Origin of the sequence: Thalassotalea sp. G2M2-11, from assembly GCF_017168195.1 — a bacterium.
In the GTDB taxonomy this organism is placed as follows: domain Bacteria; phylum Pseudomonadota; class Gammaproteobacteria; order Enterobacterales; family Alteromonadaceae; genus Thalassotalea_E.
On record NZ_JADNYL010000005.1, the window covers coordinates 83,869 to 103,382 of the forward strand.

A 19,514-nucleotide genomic window follows, 5' to 3' on the forward strand; every position below is an offset into this window, starting at 1 on the left:
TTGGTTAGTTTTTTGAGGTTGTCTATGATGCCGCTTAAAGAAGAACAAGAAAAAGTATTAATAACTGCAGCGAAAAAAGCGTTTGATAATGCTTATGCACCTTACAGTCAATTTCATGTTGGGGCGGCTGCATTTACAGCAAACGGGCAGTTGGTTTCAGGTTGTAATGTTGAGAATGCCTCTTATGGCCTAACCGTGTGTGCAGAACGTAATTGTATTGCACAAGCGGTTGTTAACGGAGAGCAACGTTTTTCAGTCATATTGATCTACACCGAGCAGGAAAAACTGACACCGCCTTGTGGTGCTTGTCGACAAGTGATTGTTGAGTTTTTTCAAGATGACGCGGTCGTTATCGCGGCAAACCATTTAGGAAAGAGCAAAACTTGGCAAGTAAATGAATTACTGCCGAATGCTTTTACCCCAAAAGATCTGATATAAAAGGACGTATAATGTATTTACCTCAAGAAATTATTCGTAAAAAAAGAGATGGTCACAGTTTATCTCAAACAGAAATAGCTCAATTTGTGGATGGCCTAGTAAGCGGCAATTTTAATGATGCTCAGGTTGGCGCTATGGCTATGGCGATATTTCAGCAAGGCATGCAAACGCAAGAAACGGTGAGTTTAACTGAGCAAATGATGCATTCCGGTGATGTGCTTAGTTGGCCTGAGTTGGATGGTCCGATTGTTGATAAGCATTCCACTGGTGGTGTCGGTGATAAAGTGAGCTTCATGCTTGCTGCTATTGTGGCAAGTTGTGGTGCGTATGTCCCGATGATTTCTGGTCGTGGTTTAGGTCATACCGGAGGAACATCAGATAAGCTTGAAAGTATTAGAGGCTTTAATGTACAGCCTTCAATCAATGAGTTTAAACGTGTTACGCAATCCTTAGGCATGGCGATAATCTCACAAACGGATAACTTAGCGCCAGCAGATAAGCGTTTATATGGTATTCGAGATATTTCATCGACGGTTGAATCAATTCCATTGATCACCGCGTCTATTTTATCAAAAAAACTGGCCGCGGGATTAGATGCTCTGGTGATGGATGTTAAAGTAGGCAATGGTGCTATGATGCAACAATTACCTGATGCCATTGCTTTAGCACAATCGATTGTCAATGTTGCAAATGGTGCAGGGGTGAAAACTCAAGCCATTATTACCGATATGAATCAAGTGTTGGGCTCTACTGCCGGTAATGCGTTAGAAATGAAAGAAACGGTTGATTACTTAACGGGTAAACAGCGCGAACCTCGCCTTCATCAGGTGACTTGCCAACTTGCCAGTGCAATGCTGATCAATACCAATATTGTCAATGATCATCAACAAGCTATGGTAAAAATTGAACAAGTATTGCAATCGGGTCAAGCGGCTGAATTATTCAATCGTATGATTGCTGCATTAGGTGGTCCGAATGATTTTATTGAAAATCCTTGGGATTCTATGACCCGAGCTAATGTAGTGATGGATGTTGTTGCTAGTAAACATGGTTATATCAATGGCATGCAAACACGCGATATTGGTATGGCTATCGTGGCCATGAAAGGAGGGCGCACCGCAAATGGTCAAGTAATTGATCATAGTGTTGGCTTTGACCGTATTTTACCTGTTGGCACAGTAGTTAACAAAGGTGATGTGATCGCGCGGGTACATGCAGACAATAACGACAGCGCAATGCAGGCAAAACAAGCATTTCTTGATGCGATAACAGTAGCTGACACAGCCGCAGAACAACCACCATTAATCTATCAATCAGTGACGGTCGATTAACTGTCCTCGTACTATGATTAGCTGGGTAAGGTGAACAGAGCTTCATCACACCAGCTAATCGATCATTGTCTACATTTTTTCAAATAAATCATTTATTGTATTAAAGTTTTTAAGTACAGCGTCGATATATAATTATCTCAAGACATACGAAAGATAATCTGTGCTTAATACCTTACATGCTGACATTCTTGTTGAAGAGTTACAATTAGGCGATAAGCTTAATAGCTGTGTTCATCAAAACAGGCATAGCGATTTTTCGTTGATGTTAGCCATGCTGACTGATGATGTCAGAGCGCACAGTCAGTTTCATTTGCCCGAAACGGTTGATAAAAAGCCCCTCATAGATAGTGAACTTTTACGTAAACGTTTTGACTTGCCGCCAGAGCAACGTTTAGCGTTGACTAACCTTGAAGAAATTAGTGAATATGCACAAGCTTCTTTAGTTGAGAACAAGCAGCTTACAGCGATGCATTTACAACAAGCGATGCACCCAAAACCTTTGGCTTTTCGTGACGACAAAGCCCATATTAATCATTCGGTGATGTCTAATACCAGTTTATATTGTCAGAAAAAACATCAGCAGAAAACTGCTGATAATACGAAACATTTAGATTTTAATGTCAATGAATGGTTAAAAGCGGTTCAAACGACTATTGTTAAGTCGCCTTTAATTAATGTCGCAGCTTAATGACACTATAGTTTTGAAATAGCACTGTTTGCTAGTTTATCGACTGTTGATGAGCAAGACTCAAGAAATGTTGATAAAAAGTATTCCACTTCGGGCATATCTGCTTTTATCTGTTCAAGCTTTTTCTCAAGTCGTACTTTCACGTGATCAAATTCATGGTTATGATGATTTAGCTCATCAAGTGCTTTGATATAAGCAACTAAGATATCAGCGGCTTTGACAATTTTCTTATACTGTTGCTCGACATTATCTTGCACGATAATAGCAGAGAAGATGTTCTGAAACTCTTCTGGTAGTGATGATAAACATTCTTGTTCGGCCAAGGTTTCTATTTTTTTAAATTCACGCGCAATTTCTTTATTCGCGTATTTTGTTGGGCTAACTATATCACCATAGCGGGTTTCACTTGCTTCGTGATAGAGCGCAATAGTGGCGACACGATCTGCGTTAATATTACCAGCAAACTTTTGATTTTTGATCACCGCCAATAAATGGGCAACAATAGCCACTTGATGAGAGTGCTCGGCGACGTTTTCTGGCTTTACACAAAACATCAATGCCCAGCGTTTGATCAATGGCATGCGAAATAACCAAGCTAAAAAAGTACTTTGTTTTGCTGTTTTATTTGCCATTTATTACCCCTTATCCTTTAAGGCTTATTCTTGGCGGTAGGTTTTGAAAAAGTTAGCAATTTTTTCAATAGCAGGGCGCAATTCATCTTCATGCGGTAAGAATACCAGTCGAAAATAATTTTTTTCTTTAATATTAAAGCCACTACCATGTACCACAAGAATTTTTTCTTGTTTGAGTAAGTCCAAGACCATCTTTTCATCGTCGGTGATATTGAATTTTTCAGCATCAACCTTAACAAAAAGATAAAGTGCCCCCATCGCTTTATTGCAGGAGATACCATCAATTTTATTGAGTAACTCGTAGGCAAGGTTACGCTGTTTAATGAGTCTACCATCATTTTTGATCAACTCATTGATGCTTTGGTAACCGCCTAATGCGGTTTGTATTGCATGTTGACAAGGTACATTGGCACATAACCTCATAGAAGAGAGCATGTTAAGCCCTTCAATATAGTCTTCGGCATGTAACTTAGGACCAGATAACACCATCCATCCGGCGCGAAAGCCTGCAATTCGATAGTTTTTCGATAATCCACCCATAGTGATCACCAAGACATCATTGGTTAAACTTGCGGTGGGAATATGTTTGGCATCGTCGTATAAAATTTTATCGTAAATTTCGTCACTAAAAATAATTAACTGGTGTTGTTTAGCTAATGCAATGATACTTCTTAATACTTCTTCGGAATAGACGGCACCTGTTGGGTTGTTAGGATTGATCAATACTATGGCTTTAGTTTTCTCATTAATTTTGCTAGCAATATCATCAAGGTCTGGAAACCATTGGTTTTGCTCATCACAACGATAATGTACCGGCACACCACCGGATAGAGAAACTGATGCTGTCCAAAGGGGGTAATCCGGAGCAGGGATCAAAACTTCATCATCATTATTAAGTAAGCCTTGCATTGCCATCACGATCAATTCGCTTACTCCGTTACCGATGAAGATGTCATCGACATTGACGCCCAAAATGCCATTTTGTTGGAAATATTGCATTACCGCGACACGTGCAGGGTAGATCCCTTTTGACTCACAGTAACCTTGTGCGGTGGGCAAATTATGGATGACATCTTTTAAGATATCATCGGGTGCTTCAAAACCAAAAGGTGCCGGATTACCAATATTAAGTTTTAAAATTTTGTGACCTTCATCTTCTAAACGACGGGCTTCTGCTGCAATCTGTCCTCTAATTTCGTAACAGACATTATTGAGCTTGGAAGATTTTTTGACGTTTTTCATGATAGACCACTTAAAGTTATAAAATATATTGTAATTACTTGTATTTGTTGAGCCATTGTTGCGGAAATTCGAAGCCATTGAAACAGTTACTTGCATTTTTTTTATAGCAATTCGTCAATTTATGATTAATCTAGTTATTAATGAGTATATGATTCACAAGAAGGGTACTTATGCCGTTACCGTTATTATGGATTGGTGCTGCTGCGGTCTCTGCGCTTGCGGCAAAAAGTTTAAGTGATGATCGTAAAACACAACAACAAAAGCGTAGACGTTTTTATCGTGCACAAACCTTAACTGATTTACAGCGACATGAGTCTCCTGTTGCTATTTATCCCTCAGACTTTATGTCAACTGAGCAAAAAGTAAAACCTAAGGTTGGTGCTGTGGTGTGTTGTGGCATTGGTGGAGTTCTTGAGCATACGGGGATCTGGGTGGATGACAATACTATTGTTGAGTTAGATGGAAACGGTATGATCAAACCAATTTCAGTGCAACGGTTCACCAAAGAGCGTTCTGGAAAGTATGTGTTTATCGCCTGTGACTCTCATGGCATTCCTCTCGCTTGTGAAGAGGCTGCTACAAGGGCTTTAGCCCAAATATTTCAAGTAAGAGACTATCATTTGATTGAATATAATTGTCATCAATTTATTTGGCAGTGTTTTGAAGCTGATGCTAAGGCGATCACCACATTTAAAGCGTTAAATATGAACCTGGCAGCGCGATTTAATCGAAGAATATATTGGGATCTTTGTGATTGTTAATGTTTGTATAAATTCACGTGTGAGCACTCGTGTTATACATTATGCCAACGCGACTGAAAAACGGACACCATAGAACAGCTCGTGCTTTATCTAGCTTTATATTTTTAACCATTTTGTTACTGAAAAGAGCGAAAAAACACAGTATGATCATCGTTATAATAAATAAACTATCTCGTAACTTTTGAAAAAATTTTTTGCCGCGTTAATCTATCTTGTCATCACCTTATTATTGCTAATGTCTTTAGCGATTTACTTGGTATTGAGTGCACAGCCTCAGGTAGAACAAACTCAACCAATTAGTGCTCAATCGGCAAAAAAGAGCCAACAATTAGCCAGACGAATCGTGGCGACGCTGAAACAAGAAAACTCAATAAAATCGATAACTACCAAACAGCATGAAATAGATGGTTTAACTGCGTTGTTTCATCGCGCGTTTCCACAGGCGCACCTAGCTGTCACCTTATCTGAGCAGGGGGCATCAGCGGATGCTTCGTTAGCTTTGCCTTTGCTAGGTTTTATCCGTTATTTAAATGTTCATGCGTTTATTCTACCGTCAAATCAAGGGTTGCAATTATCGCAGGTGCATATCGGTGATATTAGCCTTGATGGTGAATTGTTTTTGTCTATTGTCACTTGGTTGACGGATCGCATTATTCAACCTCAGTTAGTTGAAAAAGTGTTAAAGATGATCACAGCGATTGAAATTAACCAAAAGCAAATGACCACACATTTAGCCTTAGGTGCGGTGTCGATGGATCAAAATGGTCAAAACTCATTATTGCTGAAGTTACGTGATGATTTAGCATTATTTGGTGATGTCAATGTGATACGTTTTTACTATCAGTCATTAAGTGATTTTGCCGAGCAGCAAGGTGAGCCTTCATCTATCGCAACGTTTATCGCTTATTTATTTGAGCTGGCTGCTACTCGACAAAGTATTTCTGAACAATATATGGCGGTTAATGAAAATCAGGCAGCCTTGATGGCATTAGTGATTTATTTTGGCGCCGATCGGTTTGAAACGTTAGTCGGCGATATTATTATCCGGGAAAAACAGCAGCTAGCGTTGAGAAATAGAATGCGACATCAAGTTACCTTACAAGGGCGGGTTGATCTGCAAAAGCATTTTATTTATTCAATTGCTCTACAATTATTTAGTACCCATAGTGCCAGCGATGCTATGGGAGAATTTAAAGAGTTTCTTGATACAAATGCTGGTGGCAGTGGCTTTAGTTTTGCCGATTTACAAGCCGATAGAGCCGGTACTCGGTTAGCTATGATTGTCACTAAGTCTGAACTAAATGCTATTCGAGCGCAGAAATTATTATCACAGGTGACCGATGATCAACTTTTACCTAGCATCAATGGTTTACAAGAAGGCTTGACTGAACAAAGCTTTGAACAACAATTTTCACATGCTAATTCAGCACAATATAAACGCACTTTAAAAGAAATTGATAACCGCTTACGGTCATCACCTGTTTATCAGCTAGGTTGGGAATAATTAAGCTGGTAGATACAAAAAAGCTTGGCTGATGCACCAAGCTTTTAATTAAGAAGTTGCTTAATTAAACAACTCAAGCACTTTATCAATTGCAATTAAAGATTTCTCGCCACTGATACGATCTTTAACTTCAATTTCTTGATTGTCGAGATTGCGTTCTCCGACCACCAATAATACCGGTGTACCAATAAGTTCATGATCGGCAAACATAACACCAGGACGTTCTTTTCTATCATCGAATAACACTTCAATTCCTGCTTGTGTTAATTGTTGATAGAGTCGTTCTGCGGTTTCTTTTACACGCGCTGATTTAGCCATGTTCATCGGTACAATTGCAGCTTGGAACGGGGCAATGGCTTTTGGCCAACGAATACCGTATTCATCATGGTTTTGCTCAATTGCTGCGGCAACAATACGTGATACGCCGATACCGTAACATCCCATGGTCAGAATTTGATTCTTACCTGATTCGGTTAGCACACTGCATTTCATCGCCTGGGCATATTTATCGCCTAACTGGAAAATATGACCTACTTCAATACCACGTTTGATTTCAATCTTGCCTTTGCCGCATGGGCTTGGATCACCAGCTACCACATTACGGATATCTGCAATGGTGTAATTTTGACAATCTCTGTCCCAGTTAGCGCCAGTAAAGTGAATATCTGTTTTGTTGGCACCACAGGTAAAATTGGCGAGATGTGCCGCAGAGCGATCAACAATGACTGGAATATCGAGACCAAACGGACCGACAGATGCAGCATTACAACCAAGAGCGTCATTAATTTGCTCATCTGTTGCTAAGGTCAATGGGCTAGCTATTTGCGCTAAATTTTCAGCTTTAACTTCATTAAGGGTATGATCACCTCGTACGACTAGAGCGATTAAACCATTTGCTTCGCCAGCTTCATCGGCACCAACAACTAAGTGGGTTTTCACCGTTTGCTTTGCATCAATCTCTGTAAGATTAGTAGCTTCGGTTAATGCTTGTGTCGCCTCAGGGCGAGTGCCTTTTGGCGCTAGTGCTTCAGCTTTTTCTATATTGGCAGCGTAGTCACTTTCGTCACTAAAGGCGATCGCATCTTCACCAGATTTGGCTAAGACATGAAATTCATGTGAGCCTTCACCACCAATAGAACCGTTGTCTGCGATCACCGGGCGATAGTCAAGACCTAAGCGCTCAAAAATACGGCAATAGGCGTCAAACATCACTTGGTAGGTTTTCTTCAAACATTCATCCGTTAGGTGGAAAGAGTAGGCATCTTTCATTAAGAATTCGCGGCCACGCATGACACCAAATCTTGGGCGGATCTCATCCCTAAATTTAGTTTGCACTTGAAACAAGGTCAGTGGTAACTGCTTATAGCTGTTTATTTCGTTACTGACTAGCTTTGTGATCACTTCTTCGTGAGTTGGGCCTAAAACAAACGGGCGTTTGTGACGGTCATTGAGACGTAATAATTCAGGACCATAATCATCCCAGCGGCCTGATTCTTGCCATAAGTCTGCTGGCTGAACCATTGGCATTAAGGTTTCAATAGCACCGGCTTTTTCCATTTCTTCACGGACTATGTTTTCAACTTTACGAAGAACTTTTAGGCCGGTTGGTAACCAAGTGTATAAGCCTGAGGCTACATTACGCACAAGACCGGCACGTAACATTAGCTGATGACTAATGACTTCAGCGTGCGCAGGAGTCTCTTTCAGAGTGGAAAGCATATATTGGCTAGTATGCATGGATGAGTATTCCGAAAACTGTTAAGTGAATTTTAATGGCGCCATTCTATCAGGGCATTAGAGGATCAAAAAGAAAAAAAAAGAAGGATTTATCATTTATTTGATATTTACTTTTATCTTATTGTTATCTAGTCATTTTTTTTACAAATACCACAACGAAAAGAGCGATGGTAAAACTGCCGCTAAAAGCTTCAATGGCGGCAATTGCTCGTGATAAACCTACGGGGGTAAAGTCGCCATAGCCAAGTGTGGTGAAAGTCACTACAGAATATTATAAACAAGAAAAGAACAGCGTGATGTTCTCTTTTAGTGAATTAGCGCTATCCCACGCAAGTACCTGACCTTGATAACTTAATCCTGTTATCGTATAAAGCGCAGCGCAAAGTGTAATTAATATTAAAGAAATGCCGACGATACGCACAGGGTCTTCACCATAACCGCAGAATAAATCAACTACTTTCGAACTAAAGCGTCTAAAACTCATTTGAGGCATTTGCAAGCGACGCATGGTAAGTTCTCTTTGGATTAATCGCCCAGACATACTAAAAATACCTTCATGTTCGGCATGCTTTCTTAAGTCTCGGTATATTTCTTCAGCCTGTTCGAAATAATCTAAGGCGGCATGCTTATTGTTTTCTTTGACTAGTTGACGGGCCTTTTGTTCTTGGATTAACTTTTTACCTATCATTAAGTGCTCAATTTTACAGCCTTTCCATTTCACACCTAGCAAGTTTGCCATGGTTAAATTAGCACAATTTAGGTTGGCATAGCGAAGATCGCACTTCATTAAGCTGGCTTGAGTTAAATTGATATTAAATAAATGCGCGCCGGATAGATCTGCACGGTAGAAGTCGGTATAAGAAAAATCAAAACCTTGCTTATGGTAATGATTCACTAAATCAATGTTTTTTAAATTAGCCCCTTTTAAGCAGATACCACGAGTCATTCCTCCGGAGCGAGTATATTCGAGCAGGGCTTCTTTAACTTCTTCTCCTGATTTATCAACACTTGTATCATGCCAATAACAGTAGTGCGAGTGTCTACCGCTTTCCTCGGTGCATTTGATCCCTTCGGGGTCATCGTATTGGCAAAGTCGACTAGTTTTATCCATAAAACCAGTATAGTCAGGGGCTGCTAAATTGCCTAATTGGCTATGTTAGAAGGATATTTTTTTCCGTCTGCCTACTTTAGCTGCTGATTTTTCACTCGTTTTACTTTTCACATTTTTCTTAGGGCTTGCCGCTGTTGGTTGTTGGCGCTTTTTTATCGGAGTCTCGATAACTGGCGCATGACAAATCACTTCGATAAAGTCACTGTTAAACTCTATGACGTCATTATTATAGATTTTCTTACGCTTTTGGTATTCTATTTCGCCATTTACGGCAACATAACCTTCACTGATCACTACTTTAGCTTCACCACCACCGCCAACAAGGTTAGCTACTTTTAGTAGTTTGCATAATTCTATCGGTTGGCTATCTAGTTCAACGCTAATGGTTTGACTCAAATTTGGCTCCTTAGCCTGTTCACTTGTTGCTCACAGTGTACGGTAGATTTTATCTTGACAGGTGGGTCACATACAAGAAAATTTATGCTGGTCGCTTCTTGAGCGATAAATATCTAACTTCATCAATTTAAAGTGTTTATTTTTGATGAAGGGGATAAAAAAATAATTGTACAGTTGTTCATTTTGTGTATAATGCGCGCAACTAGAAACGGCAACATGCTTGAAAAAGTATTACGCAAAGCTTCCGGTCTAAGGGCTTGAGCCTATGATAGCGGGGTTACCTCGGATAATACACTGTCAATTTGAAGTGTATGCCTTTTGGTATAAACGTTTCTGTCTTTAACTCGGTTATTACTTATAAGGTTATACATGAAAAACATCATTATTTCTGCATCAATTATTGTTTTATCTCTAACATTTGCACCACAAAGCAACGCATCATCTATTGCGCAAAGTTTATGTGAATTTGTTAATGTTGATAATAAAGTGAGACTACGCTCTTTTTTAAAAGCCAATAAATTGAAAGTACGTAACGTATTTAACAGCACTTCATGTAATGGTCAAAATTTACTTGAGTTTGCTGCACAACGTAATGCGACAGAAACAGGTACTATGATTATCCGTAAATTATCGAAGACAATTGTTAAAAATAACTTAGCGGTATTGAGTTCAACAAGCTTATCTTCTGTTGCAGAGCAACGAGTTAACGGTTAATTTAATCGCGTTTTATTTTAATGTATTATTGTTTAGGGAGTTAGCGTGAGCTAACTCCTTTTTTCATTCCCTGTATGTACCAATCACATTTTCAATGGTCATAATGCCAAACATGACTTTGCGAATAAATGATTCTGAACGGCCGACTAGATTAAAATTTGGATGTTGAGACCAAACTTTTTTTAGTTTGTTATCTAAGTCAACCGCAGCTTGCTCCGATTCATTACGGACAGGATTATTACTTTTTATACTTGCCCCTGACATTGCCGCAGTTTCGAAGAAAATTACCGCATCGTATCTTGCCAGCTCTAGTTCCAGAGAAGTATTCATTGTTTCGAAAAAGTGTTGTTCACTCTCGGGCCAATAGGCTAATCCATCTAATGAACCACGATCACATAAAATCAAGCAGTCAGGGTGGGCGGCTCGCTGAATATCTTCTAGATGTTTTTGTAAATTAAATATAGCGGTTTGCTGAGCTTTGAGTACTTCAGGATCCATTGAACGATTAATGCCGCCACTGAAGATCATGGTTGCAGCTTCAGGTACAGAGGCAATTTTACCGCAAAACTCACGACGGATCAGATCCAGTGCTGTGGTTTTACCGCCGCCGGGACCACCCGTTAAAACTATGCGTTTTCTAATGTTTGTAATGTTCATAATTGGATGAAATGCCTTAAATTCACTTGGCAAAATATAACGAGGTTTTAATCGTGTATTAACCTACAGCTTAGCACTTTAAGGGAGTGATTGAATACAACCACTTAATATAATTTTGTTAATTTTGAAAGACCTGCAATTTGGGCTGGGATTTTTTATATGCTAAATAGCGTAAATACAGTTCAGGGGAGAGTTGCTGTTCTATCTGTGCTAGCGTTAATGTTGCCATCGCTACTGATTGATATAATGGCGCAAGGAAAGGTTGTGCAAAACATATGATTGTTCCATGATGCTTGAAAACATGTTGAAGTAACTTGGTTGCAAGACCTTGACGTTGATACGCCTTATCAACAACGAGAGCATGTAGTAAGGAAACATTAGCATTGGGTTTGATGTTAGAGACCATCACAGCAGCAATGATGTTATTGTCATACTCAATGATATAAACATGATCAAAGCCTAAGTAACGAGCAGAGTAATGTTGCTGCTTATAAAAGCGTAATACAGATTTTTTATCTGTTTTATCTGCCAGTATTATTTTCATGCGAGTGTAAAGTACATTATTGCTTAATAAAAAAGCGCCGGATGGGCGCTTTAATATGTTTGTTATTTCACCCGCATGCCAGGCTGTGCACCGTCATCAGGGTTAAGTATCCATAAATCTTTTCCGCCAGGACCTGCCGCTAACACCATACCTTCACTGAGACCAAAGCGCATTTTTCGTGGTGCAAGGTTGGCCACCATCACAGTTAGCTTACCAGTTAAATCTTCAGGCTGATAAGCGGATTTGATCCCCGCAAACACTTGTCGAGTTTCTTTTCCTTCATTATCAAGGGCTAACTCTAAGCGTAGAAGTTTGTCGGCTTTTTCAACATGTTCAGCTTTAACGATTTTCGCTATACGCAGATCGATTTTAGCAAAGTCATCAAACTGAATTTCTGGTGAAATTGGATCATCAGCTAGAGGGCCTGTTGTTTTTACTTCTGCTTTTGCTTGAGTAAGTGATTCTTTTGACGCTTCTGTCATGGCTTCAATTTTCTCCATATCAACACGTTGTAACAAGGCTTTAAACTTATTGATTTTATGATCTGTTAATAATGTTTTATGACCATCCCACAATAACTCATCGTTTAAAAATACCTCGGTATTTTCAGCAAGTTTAGGTAATACAGGCTTTAAATAGATCATTAAGGTTCTAAATAAATTAATGCCTAATGAGCAAATATCTTGTACTGCTTGTTGTTGGCTCTCATCTTTAACTAAGACCCATGGCTCTTTTACCGCGATATATTCATTGACTTTATCCGCAAGTGCCATAATTTCACGCATTGCTTTAGCAAATTCGCGCTTTTCATATAACTCGGCTAAACGATCACCCGCAGAGGTGACTTCTTCAGCGAGTGCTGGATTCTCAATATGGCTTGATAACATGCCGTCAAAGCGTTTGGTGATAAAGCTTGCGCAGCGAGAAGCAATATTTACCACTTTACCAACTAAATCAGAATTAACACGTTGGGCAAAATCTTCTAAATTTAGATCTAAATCATCAATACGGTTGGTTAATTTTGCCGCATAATAATAGCGTAAATACTCAGGGTTTAAGTGGTCTAAATAAGTACGACCTTTGATAAAGGTGCCTTTTGATTTAGACATTTTAGCGCCATTTACGGTAACAAAACCGTGGGCAAATACCGATGTTGGTTTGCGATAACCCGCGCCTTCTAACATGGCTGGCCAGAACAAACTATGGAAATAGATGATGTCTTTGCCAATAAAGTGATAAAGCTCTGCGTCTGAGTTCTCATGCCAGTAGCTATCAAAATCAATGTTTTGTTTGTCGCATAAGTTTTTAAAACTGCCCATGTAACCAATTGGCGCATCTAACCATACATAGAAAAACTTACCGGGTGCATTCGGAATTTCAAAGCCAAAATAAGGAGCATCTCGACTGATATCCCATTGTTGTAAGCCCGATTCGAACCACTCATTGAGCTTATTGGCCATTTCTTCTTGTAATGAACCGCTGGTCGTCCAGTCTTTTAGCATTTGCTCGAATGTCGGTAAATCAAAGAAATAGTGCTCAGAATCTTTTAATACAGGGGTTGCACCTGAGACCACAGAACGAGGGTTAATCACTTCGGTGGGTGAATAGGTAGCGCCACAGCTATCGCAGCTATCGCCATTTTCGTCTTCGCTTTTACATTTAGGGCATGTACCTTTAACAAAACGATCCGGCAAAAACATGCCTTTTTCTGGATCATATAGTTGTGAAATAGTACGTGTTTTTATGTGACCATTGGCATTAAGCTTGTTATAAATATCTTCAGCGAACGCTTTGTTTTCTTCACTATGGGTTGAATGATAGTTATCAAAGCTGATCATAAAATCATTAAAGTCGGCCATATGCTCTTCACGAACACCTGCGATCATTTGCTCAGGTTTGATGCCTAACTCTTGTGCTTTAAGCATAATAGGGGTGCCGTGGGCATCATCAGCACAAACAAAATAAGTTTCATGACCTCGCATTCGTTGAAAGCGCACCCAAATATCAGTTTGAATGTGTTCAAGCAAGTGACCTAGATGGATTGAGCCATTGGCATAAGGTAGGGCACAGGTAACGAGTATTTTACGTTTATTTGATGATGGGATCTCTGAATGCATAAGTGTCTTCAATAATGAAAAATAAGTTTACTAAAATTTGGTGGTAATTAGGCAGGGAATGGTACAGAATTTATCATATATTTTCATTAAGAAATGTCGACATTTAATCAATTCTGTGTCGATCTAGTAAAAATTATCATGTTTTCTAAATTTTTTTCCAAAAAAATGCTCAACAAAGAGCAAGTTGAAGCGATTGAAACTTTTTATCAACACTACCAAAGTGAGATATTTCCCGAAGGAATTGCCGCTGTTTGTCAATTGATCGATGTAGACTTAGTTGACGATACTATTACCGTAACCTTGAAAGTACCCTTTGCCTGTCATAGTGAACTCAACCGCTTTGCGGAGTTACTGCTGGAAAAACATAATATATCCATTGTTATTGATGGTCAGCTAGAGATGATTAATATTAAAAAACATGACATTCGAGGGATCAAAAACATTATTGCTATTGCTTCTGGCAAAGGAGGAGTAGGTAAATCGACGACTGCTGTAAATTTGGCTTATGCTCTTCAAGCAGAAGGAGCAAGTGTCGGTATTTTAGATGCCGATATCTATGGACCATCGATCCCTAAAATGCTGGGAAAAGATGGTGCTAAAGTCACTTCAAAAGATGGTAAATTGATGGATCCTATCGAAGTCAATGAACTTTCGGCCATGTCGATAGGTTTTTTGGTTGATGAGAAAGATGCCACAGTATGGCGTGGTCCTATGGCAAGCCGTGCTTTTGGTCAGTTATTGAATGAAACTGCATGGCCAGATATTGATTATTTATTGGTTGATATGCCGCCAGGTACCGGTGATATTCAATTAACGTTAGCGCAACAAGTACCCGTTTCTGCCGCTGTTATTGTTACCACACCACAAGATGTTGCTTTAGCTGACGCTGCCAAAGGTATTGCTATGTTCAACAAGGTAGATGTTCCTGTTTTAGGTGTTATTGAAAATATGAGCTACCACTTATGCGAGCATTGTGGTGAAAAATCTCACCTGTTTGGCAAAGGGGGAGGTGAAATGCTTTGTGGTGATTATAACACCCAATTACTAGGTCAATTACCGTTAGATATTTCGATTTGTCAGCACGCTGATCAAGGTAAGTCAAGTTTACTCGAAAATAGCGCTGGTGATATTGCCCAACAATACCGTAAAATAGCGAGCAAAATAGCGGCTGATTTGTTTCGTCAATTTGATGCTCGTAGTCCAACAACTAGTGAAATAATGATCAAGCAAGTTGATTAATTATTATAATAATGTGAAGAAAAATAAATGAGACTTTGTGATAAAGATATAGAAATATTACTTGAGCAAAAGAAAATAGAGATTGTTCCTCAACCAGATAACAGCATGATTTCAGGTGTGAGTGTTGATATACGTTTAGGTAATGAATTTAGAGTGTTTCAGGATCATACCGCAGCGTATATTGATTTAAGTGGTCCAAGAGAACAAGTACAACACGCGATGAATTCAGTGATGAGTGAAGAGATCATCATTCCTGATGGTGAAGCCTTTTTTCTTCACCCAGGAGAGCTAGCATTAGCGGTAACCTATGAGTCTGTTACCTTACCTGACGATATTGTCGGCTGGTTAGATGGGCGCTCTTCGTTAGCTCGATTAGGCTTGATGGTGCATGTCACTGCGCATCGTATTGATCCAGGTTGGTCTGGGCAAATCGTGCTAGAGTTTTATAATAGCGGTAAATTACCTTTAGCTTTGCGTCCTAAAATGAAAATAGCCGCATTAAACTTTGAAACCATGTCAGCTAGTGCCTTAAGACCTTACAACAAACGTGATGATTCAAAATATAAAGGGCAAAAGGGCGCTGTTGCTAGCCGAATTAGCGAAGATTAATCGGGATTTCAATCAGAGCACAAGGTAAAATAATGAACTAAGAATTGATTATTTTACCAAGACTTTCGTTGATAACAGGCGTTTGGGGATTAATGGCTAAACATTGCTCCAATGCTGCAATCAGTTTTTTCCTGTCATGATGATGGCTATTGTTTTTACTTACTAGATCACAATTGATCACCGGGAGAATATTTGATGTTACTTGCTCACCATGGGCGATCACACTATCTATTGGTAAACAATTAATATTCTCTTTTATCCATAATAATTTTTCATCGAGTGAAAGGTTTGATGCCGGACTTGCTTCTGGGGCAATATTTTCTATAAATACACAATGTCCCTGACTTTTGTTAATGCTTTTAACTATATCTCTAACTAACAATGGTGGGATAACGCTAGTGAGAAAACTTCCTGGGCCTAAAATGATCAAATCAGCAGCAACAATAGCATCTTTACAAGAGTCTAACGTTTTAACTAATGGTGCTAGCATAAGGTTTTTAGGCATTACAGGCATATCATCAACGGATAACTCACCTACACGGCAACGTCCTTCTGGATAAAAGGCCATTAAATCGGTCGGTGTTTCAGACATTGGTAATACTGGGGTTTTTACTCGTAATAAGCGACGTACTAATTTAATTGAATCTAACGGGCGAGATTGTAATTGTCCTAAAGCAAATAAGATCAAATTGCCTAGGTTATGACCACCAAGTTCGTCTTGTCCATCAAATCGAAAGTTAAAAAGTTGGTTTCCTATCGATTCACTATCAACTAATTGTGTTAAACAATTTCGTAAATCGCCCCATGCTATTGAACTACTTCGTTTTCTTAAACGACCTGTAGAACCACCGTTATCTGTTGTTGTGACTATGCCTGTTAATTGTTTTTCTAAAAAAGAAAGCGTAGATAATACGCGTCCTAAGCCATGACCTCCGCCAATCGCAACAACTTTTTTATTTTCTAATTGCATGTAGGATTCTTATTGCTCGAGAAGGGTAAACAATACCGCTTTTTGCGTTAAAAATAAAGTAATAGCCCCGCGATATTTGGCCTAGCGCTTTGTTTAAGTCAAAGGCCACTTAATAAAAGTACCTTCTGGTAGGAAGTTATATTACTTCATTGATAACACTAGTGATAAGAAACAAATAACACTGTCTTTTATTTAACCATTTGAATACACAAAAAATAATCAAGTTGACGCATATATAAACACTTAGCCTTTTCGCCCTAAAAAAATCAATGATTATCTAAAATAAGTGTTGACAGTATCATGACCTCTGCTTAGAATGCGCCTCGCTTTCGACGAGTAGTCAACGACTCGTTGATGTCACAGTAAAGATACTAGGCCATCATTATTGTGAGATAAGCGGGGCTATAGCTCAGCTGGGAGAGCGCTTCGCTGGCAGCGAAGAGGTCTGCGGTTCGATCCCGCATAGCTCCACCAAATTCTTGGAACGGTTCAATGCAACGGTTCCAAAATGTATTATCCTTACTAAGGTAATACAATGCGAGGTTTAGCAACCTTGTAGGAATTAGTTTTAGTAGTGCAAGTTTGTAGTTGTTTGCTTTTATAAACACAAGGCTAATTTCACACTAAAATAGCGATAAGGTCGCGCAGTTAAATTTTTTTACTGTTCACCTTACGCTGAAAGAGAAAAGCATGCTTTTCTAATCGATTTCAGCGTCCCTATCGTCTAGAGGCCTAGGACACCGCCCTTTCACGGCGGTAACAGGGGTTCGAATCCCCTTAGGGATGCCACATTTAGCTGCTCAGTAAAATGAGTAGTGCAGGGTAAAGCAATCTAGGTCTTGTTTTATACCTTGGTGAGAGCCAGAAACGGAATGTTATTGAGTTAATATTCAAAGATACTAATCAGTTTTGGTGTAAGAGTAATGTCGCTCGCTTTCGCAAGCTCAAGACTCACCTTACACTAAAACAGCGAAACATGTTTCGCTAAATAGTTTTAGTGTCCCTATCGTCTAGAGGCCTAGGACACCGCCCTTTCACGGCGGTAACAGGGGTTCGAATCCCCTTAGGGATGCCACTTATTGCAAGTATAAAATAGCCGACGTTATGTCGGCTTTTTTATGCCCGTCTTTTAAGTTTTGTTTCACTCACTTAGTTGTAGTCAATTAAACCATTAACCATTAACCATTAAGCGCACTACACAGTTAGTGCGCAAGAATAAACTTTTAGCATGCTGATTAGCTAGCAGCAACTTTGCCGCTTGTGAATAATTTGCTGCTTTCTTCTGCAAAACCAACACCGGCTTCACTATAAAAGTTAAATACTTTATCTACGCCTAGCTTTTCAATTTCCATCCTTTCATCATCATAACGTGCAATGGCAGCAATCTTTCCATTGTATTTGCTGTATCTTATTTGCTCGGTAATGCTGATAATATCTTGCACGGATGGCAGGGCTAGCATGATTAATTCAATTTGAGAAAGATCAATGTTCTCCCAGAGATCTATATCTTCAGCATCACCATGGATAACGTTAATTCCCTGTTGTTGCAGTTGTTCTATTTTATGTTTATCGGTGTCCAAACCCCATACTTGATGCCCAGATTGTTCACTTAGGGCACGATACGCACCAATTCCCACTCGGCCCATGCCAACAATAACAATGGGCGCTTTTTCCGGCTGAATAAACTCATCTTCAGCTAATTTGCGTGGGTGTTCAAATTGCTTAAACCATGCTTTGTGTTGACTGTAAAAGCTATGAGCAAAGTTGTAGCAAATGTTGGTGGTAATAAATGAAATTGATACTGCTAAAGATAATATAACTAACCATTCTTTAGATAACCAACCATATTCTGTGCTAAGAGCAGCGACAATTAAGCCAAATTCACTAAAATTTGTTAATGCTAAGGCTGATAAAAAAGCACTGCGAGCTCTAAGCTTAAGTTTTACCGACAAGAAAAAGAAAAAGATAAATTTAATGGGCAGTAATAATGTCAGTAACGCAGCAATTGACAGCATTTCCCAAGTTGGTAGTGCCGTAAAGCCAATCGATAAGAAAAAGCCAATTAAAAAGATGTCTTTAAAGTTTAGCAATGACTTTGTTAATTCGGTTGCTTTACTGTGCGATGCTAAATACATACCCGCCAGAAGCGCTCCTAAATCACCTTTGATACCGACTAACTCAAATAATTCGTAGCTGCCAAATGCCATAAAAAATCCGGTCAATGGTAATAATTCACCGTGACCGACTTTATCGACTATGAGCCTGAACAGCGGTTTAACCGCAAAGGCTAATAATAAGCCAAAGGCATATACGTTTGGAGTTTTACCCGTAGCTAATACCAGATAGAGTACCGCAACAATATCTTGCATTACCAAAATACCCACGGCTAATTTACCGTGGCGAGTTTTCATTTCACCATGATCTTCCATCAGTTTTACGACACAAACGGTGCTGCTAAAAGATAAAGCAAAGACGATAATGGCACTGGATTGCCAAGTAAGATCGCTAATAAAAGGTATCGCACCGATCATTAATACTTTTAAAATCACCAAGCCAGCTATTAACCAAACAAATGTATGGCTCAGACTTGTTGCCCACACTTCTGTTTTCATAATATCACTGAGGTTAAGCTTTAAACCTATGGTAAATAGCATTAACGTGATACCGATATTAGCTAACTCCAGCACCATAGAATCGGCTTCAAAGCCTAAAAAGTGCAAAGTAAACCCTGCAATTAAATAACCAATAGATGGTGGCAAAGTGATTAGTTTAGTGGCTAAGCCACAAACGAAAGCAAATAAAATCCAGATAAATTCCATATAAA

Annotated in this window: 19 protein-coding genes, 3 tRNA genes and 1 riboswitch; of the genes, 11 read left to right on the top strand and 11 right to left on the bottom strand. The window is 39.3% G+C overall.

The annotated features are described in order from the left end of the window. Positions 1 to 24 precede the first annotated feature (24 nt). The 3 genes from IV514_RS16355 (at position 25) to IV514_RS16365 (ending at position 2,457) form a co-directional block, all read left to right on the top strand. Complete coding sequence (locus IV514_RS16355) at positions 25 to 438, top strand: cytidine deaminase (protein WP_206486394.1); 414 nt, start codon at positions 25 to 27, stop codon at positions 436 to 438. A gap of 11 nt (positions 439 to 449) precedes the next feature. Beyond that, complete coding sequence (deoA, locus tag IV514_RS16360; protein WP_206486395.1) at positions 450 to 1,769, top strand: thymidine phosphorylase; 1,320 nt, start codon at positions 450 to 452, stop codon at positions 1,767 to 1,769. Between the two features lie 160 nt (positions 1,770 to 1,929). Then, a complete protein-coding gene (locus tag IV514_RS16365) occupies positions 1,930 to 2,457 on the top strand; it encodes a VC2046/SO_2500 family protein (protein WP_206486396.1) in 528 nt (175 codons plus the stop codon). Between the two features lie 5 nt (positions 2,458 to 2,462). Here IV514_RS16365 and yfbR read toward each other — a convergent pair whose 3' ends face one another. Continuing rightward, on the bottom strand, positions 2,463 to 3,089 hold the full coding sequence (gene yfbR / locus IV514_RS16370; RefSeq protein ID WP_206486397.1) for a 5'-deoxynucleotidase: 627 nt from the start codon (positions 3,087 to 3,089) through the stop codon (positions 2,463 to 2,465). A gap of 24 nt (positions 3,090 to 3,113) precedes the next feature. Beyond that, positions 3,114 to 4,331: a pyridoxal phosphate-dependent aminotransferase gene (locus IV514_RS16375; RefSeq protein ID WP_206486398.1), complete on the bottom strand. Its 1,218-nt coding sequence runs from the start codon at positions 4,329 to 4,331 to the stop codon at positions 3,114 to 3,116. Positions 4,332 to 4,501: 170 nt separating this feature from the next. Between IV514_RS16375 and IV514_RS16380 the strand changes: the two genes are divergently transcribed. Together IV514_RS16380 and IV514_RS16385 are read left to right on the top strand one after the other, a co-directional pair. Continuing rightward, a complete protein-coding gene (locus tag IV514_RS16380) occupies positions 4,502 to 5,092 on the top strand; it encodes a hypothetical protein (RefSeq protein ID WP_206486399.1) in 591 nt (196 codons plus the stop codon). 181 nt (positions 5,093 to 5,273) lie between these two features. Further along, positions 5,274 to 6,596, top strand: a complete 1,323-nt coding sequence (locus IV514_RS16385) for a hypothetical protein (protein WP_206486400.1) — start codon at positions 5,274 to 5,276, stop codon at positions 6,594 to 6,596. A gap of 60 nt (positions 6,597 to 6,656) precedes the next feature. On the opposite strand, the gene IV514_RS16390 is transcribed toward IV514_RS16385, so the two are convergent. The 4 genes from IV514_RS16390 to IV514_RS16400 form a co-directional block, all read right to left on the bottom strand. Next, entirely contained in the window at positions 6,657 to 8,333 is a 1,677-nt protein-coding gene (locus tag IV514_RS16390) for a proline--tRNA ligase (RefSeq protein ID WP_206486401.1), read from the bottom strand. A gap of 124 nt (positions 8,334 to 8,457) precedes the next feature. Continuing rightward, the gene (locus IV514_RS17730; protein WP_346776940.1) at positions 8,458 to 8,595 is read right to left on the bottom strand and encodes an ion channel; all 138 of its coding nucleotides are present in this window, start codon (positions 8,593 to 8,595) and stop codon (positions 8,458 to 8,460) included. Positions 8,596 to 8,604: 9 nt separating this feature from the next. Further along, positions 8,605 to 9,444 (bottom strand): pentapeptide repeat-containing protein, encoded by an 840-nt coding sequence (locus IV514_RS16395; RefSeq protein ID WP_346776941.1) that lies wholly within the window; start codon positions 9,442 to 9,444, stop codon positions 8,605 to 8,607. Positions 9,445 to 9,489: 45 nt separating this feature from the next. After that, a complete protein-coding gene (locus tag IV514_RS16400; RefSeq protein ID WP_206486402.1) occupies positions 9,490 to 9,840 on the bottom strand; it encodes an RNA-binding S4 domain-containing protein in 351 nt (116 codons plus the stop codon). Between the two features lie 200 nt (positions 9,841 to 10,040). Then, a riboswitch (cyclic di-GMP riboswitch) is annotated at positions 10,041 to 10,125 on the top strand. An 84-nt stretch (positions 10,126 to 10,209) separates the two neighbouring features. On the opposite strand from IV514_RS16400, the gene IV514_RS16405 reads away from it, so the two are divergent. Then, positions 10,210 to 10,554: a DUF3718 domain-containing protein gene (locus IV514_RS16405; protein ID WP_206486403.1), complete on the top strand. Its 345-nt coding sequence runs from the start codon at positions 10,210 to 10,212 to the stop codon at positions 10,552 to 10,554. Between the two features lie 63 nt (positions 10,555 to 10,617). On the opposite strand, the gene IV514_RS16410 is transcribed toward IV514_RS16405, so the two are convergent. From IV514_RS16410 to metG, 3 genes are all read right to left on the bottom strand, one after another. Continuing rightward, the gene (locus IV514_RS16410; RefSeq protein ID WP_206486404.1) at positions 10,618 to 11,211 is read right to left on the bottom strand and encodes an AAA family ATPase; all 594 of its coding nucleotides are present in this window, start codon (positions 11,209 to 11,211) and stop codon (positions 10,618 to 10,620) included. Positions 11,212 to 11,329: 118 nt separating this feature from the next. Beyond that, positions 11,330 to 11,755, bottom strand: coding sequence for a GNAT family N-acetyltransferase (locus IV514_RS16415; RefSeq protein ID WP_206486405.1), 426 nt, complete (start codon positions 11,753 to 11,755; stop codon positions 11,330 to 11,332). A 62-nt stretch (positions 11,756 to 11,817) separates the two neighbouring features. Next, positions 11,818 to 13,872: a methionine--tRNA ligase gene (gene metG / locus IV514_RS16420; RefSeq protein WP_206486406.1), complete on the bottom strand. Its 2,055-nt coding sequence runs from the start codon at positions 13,870 to 13,872 to the stop codon at positions 11,818 to 11,820. Positions 13,873 to 14,010: 138 nt separating this feature from the next. Between metG and apbC the strand changes: the two genes are divergently transcribed. Together apbC and dcd are read left to right on the top strand one after the other, a co-directional pair. After that, positions 14,011 to 15,111, top strand: coding sequence for an iron-sulfur cluster carrier protein ApbC (apbC, locus tag IV514_RS16425; protein ID WP_206486407.1), 1,101 nt, complete (start codon positions 14,011 to 14,013; stop codon positions 15,109 to 15,111). 27 nt (positions 15,112 to 15,138) lie between these two features. Beyond that, a complete protein-coding gene (dcd, locus tag IV514_RS16430; RefSeq protein WP_206486408.1) occupies positions 15,139 to 15,720 on the top strand; it encodes a dCTP deaminase in 582 nt (193 codons plus the stop codon). A gap of 37 nt (positions 15,721 to 15,757) precedes the next feature. Here dcd and yvcK read toward each other — a convergent pair whose 3' ends face one another. Beyond that, positions 15,758 to 16,690 (bottom strand): uridine diphosphate-N-acetylglucosamine-binding protein YvcK, encoded by a 933-nt coding sequence (gene yvcK / locus IV514_RS16435; protein ID WP_206486409.1) that lies wholly within the window; start codon positions 16,688 to 16,690, stop codon positions 15,758 to 15,760. A gap of 398 nt (positions 16,691 to 17,088) precedes the next feature. On the opposite strand from yvcK, the gene IV514_RS16440 reads away from it, so the two are divergent. From IV514_RS16440 to IV514_RS16450, 3 genes are all read left to right on the top strand, one after another. Beyond that, positions 17,089 to 17,164: transfer RNA gene (locus IV514_RS16440), tRNA-Ala, on the top strand. 239 nt (positions 17,165 to 17,403) lie between these two features. Then, positions 17,404 to 17,479, top strand: a tRNA-Glu gene (locus tag IV514_RS16445). Positions 17,480 to 17,689: 210 nt separating this feature from the next. Next, positions 17,690 to 17,765, top strand: a tRNA-Glu gene (locus tag IV514_RS16450). 160 nt (positions 17,766 to 17,925) lie between these two features. Here IV514_RS16450 and IV514_RS16455 read toward each other — a convergent pair. Then, a complete protein-coding gene (locus tag IV514_RS16455) occupies positions 17,926 to 19,509 on the bottom strand; it encodes a cation:proton antiporter family protein (protein ID WP_206486410.1) in 1,584 nt (527 codons plus the stop codon). Positions 19,510 to 19,514 lie beyond the last annotated feature (5 nt).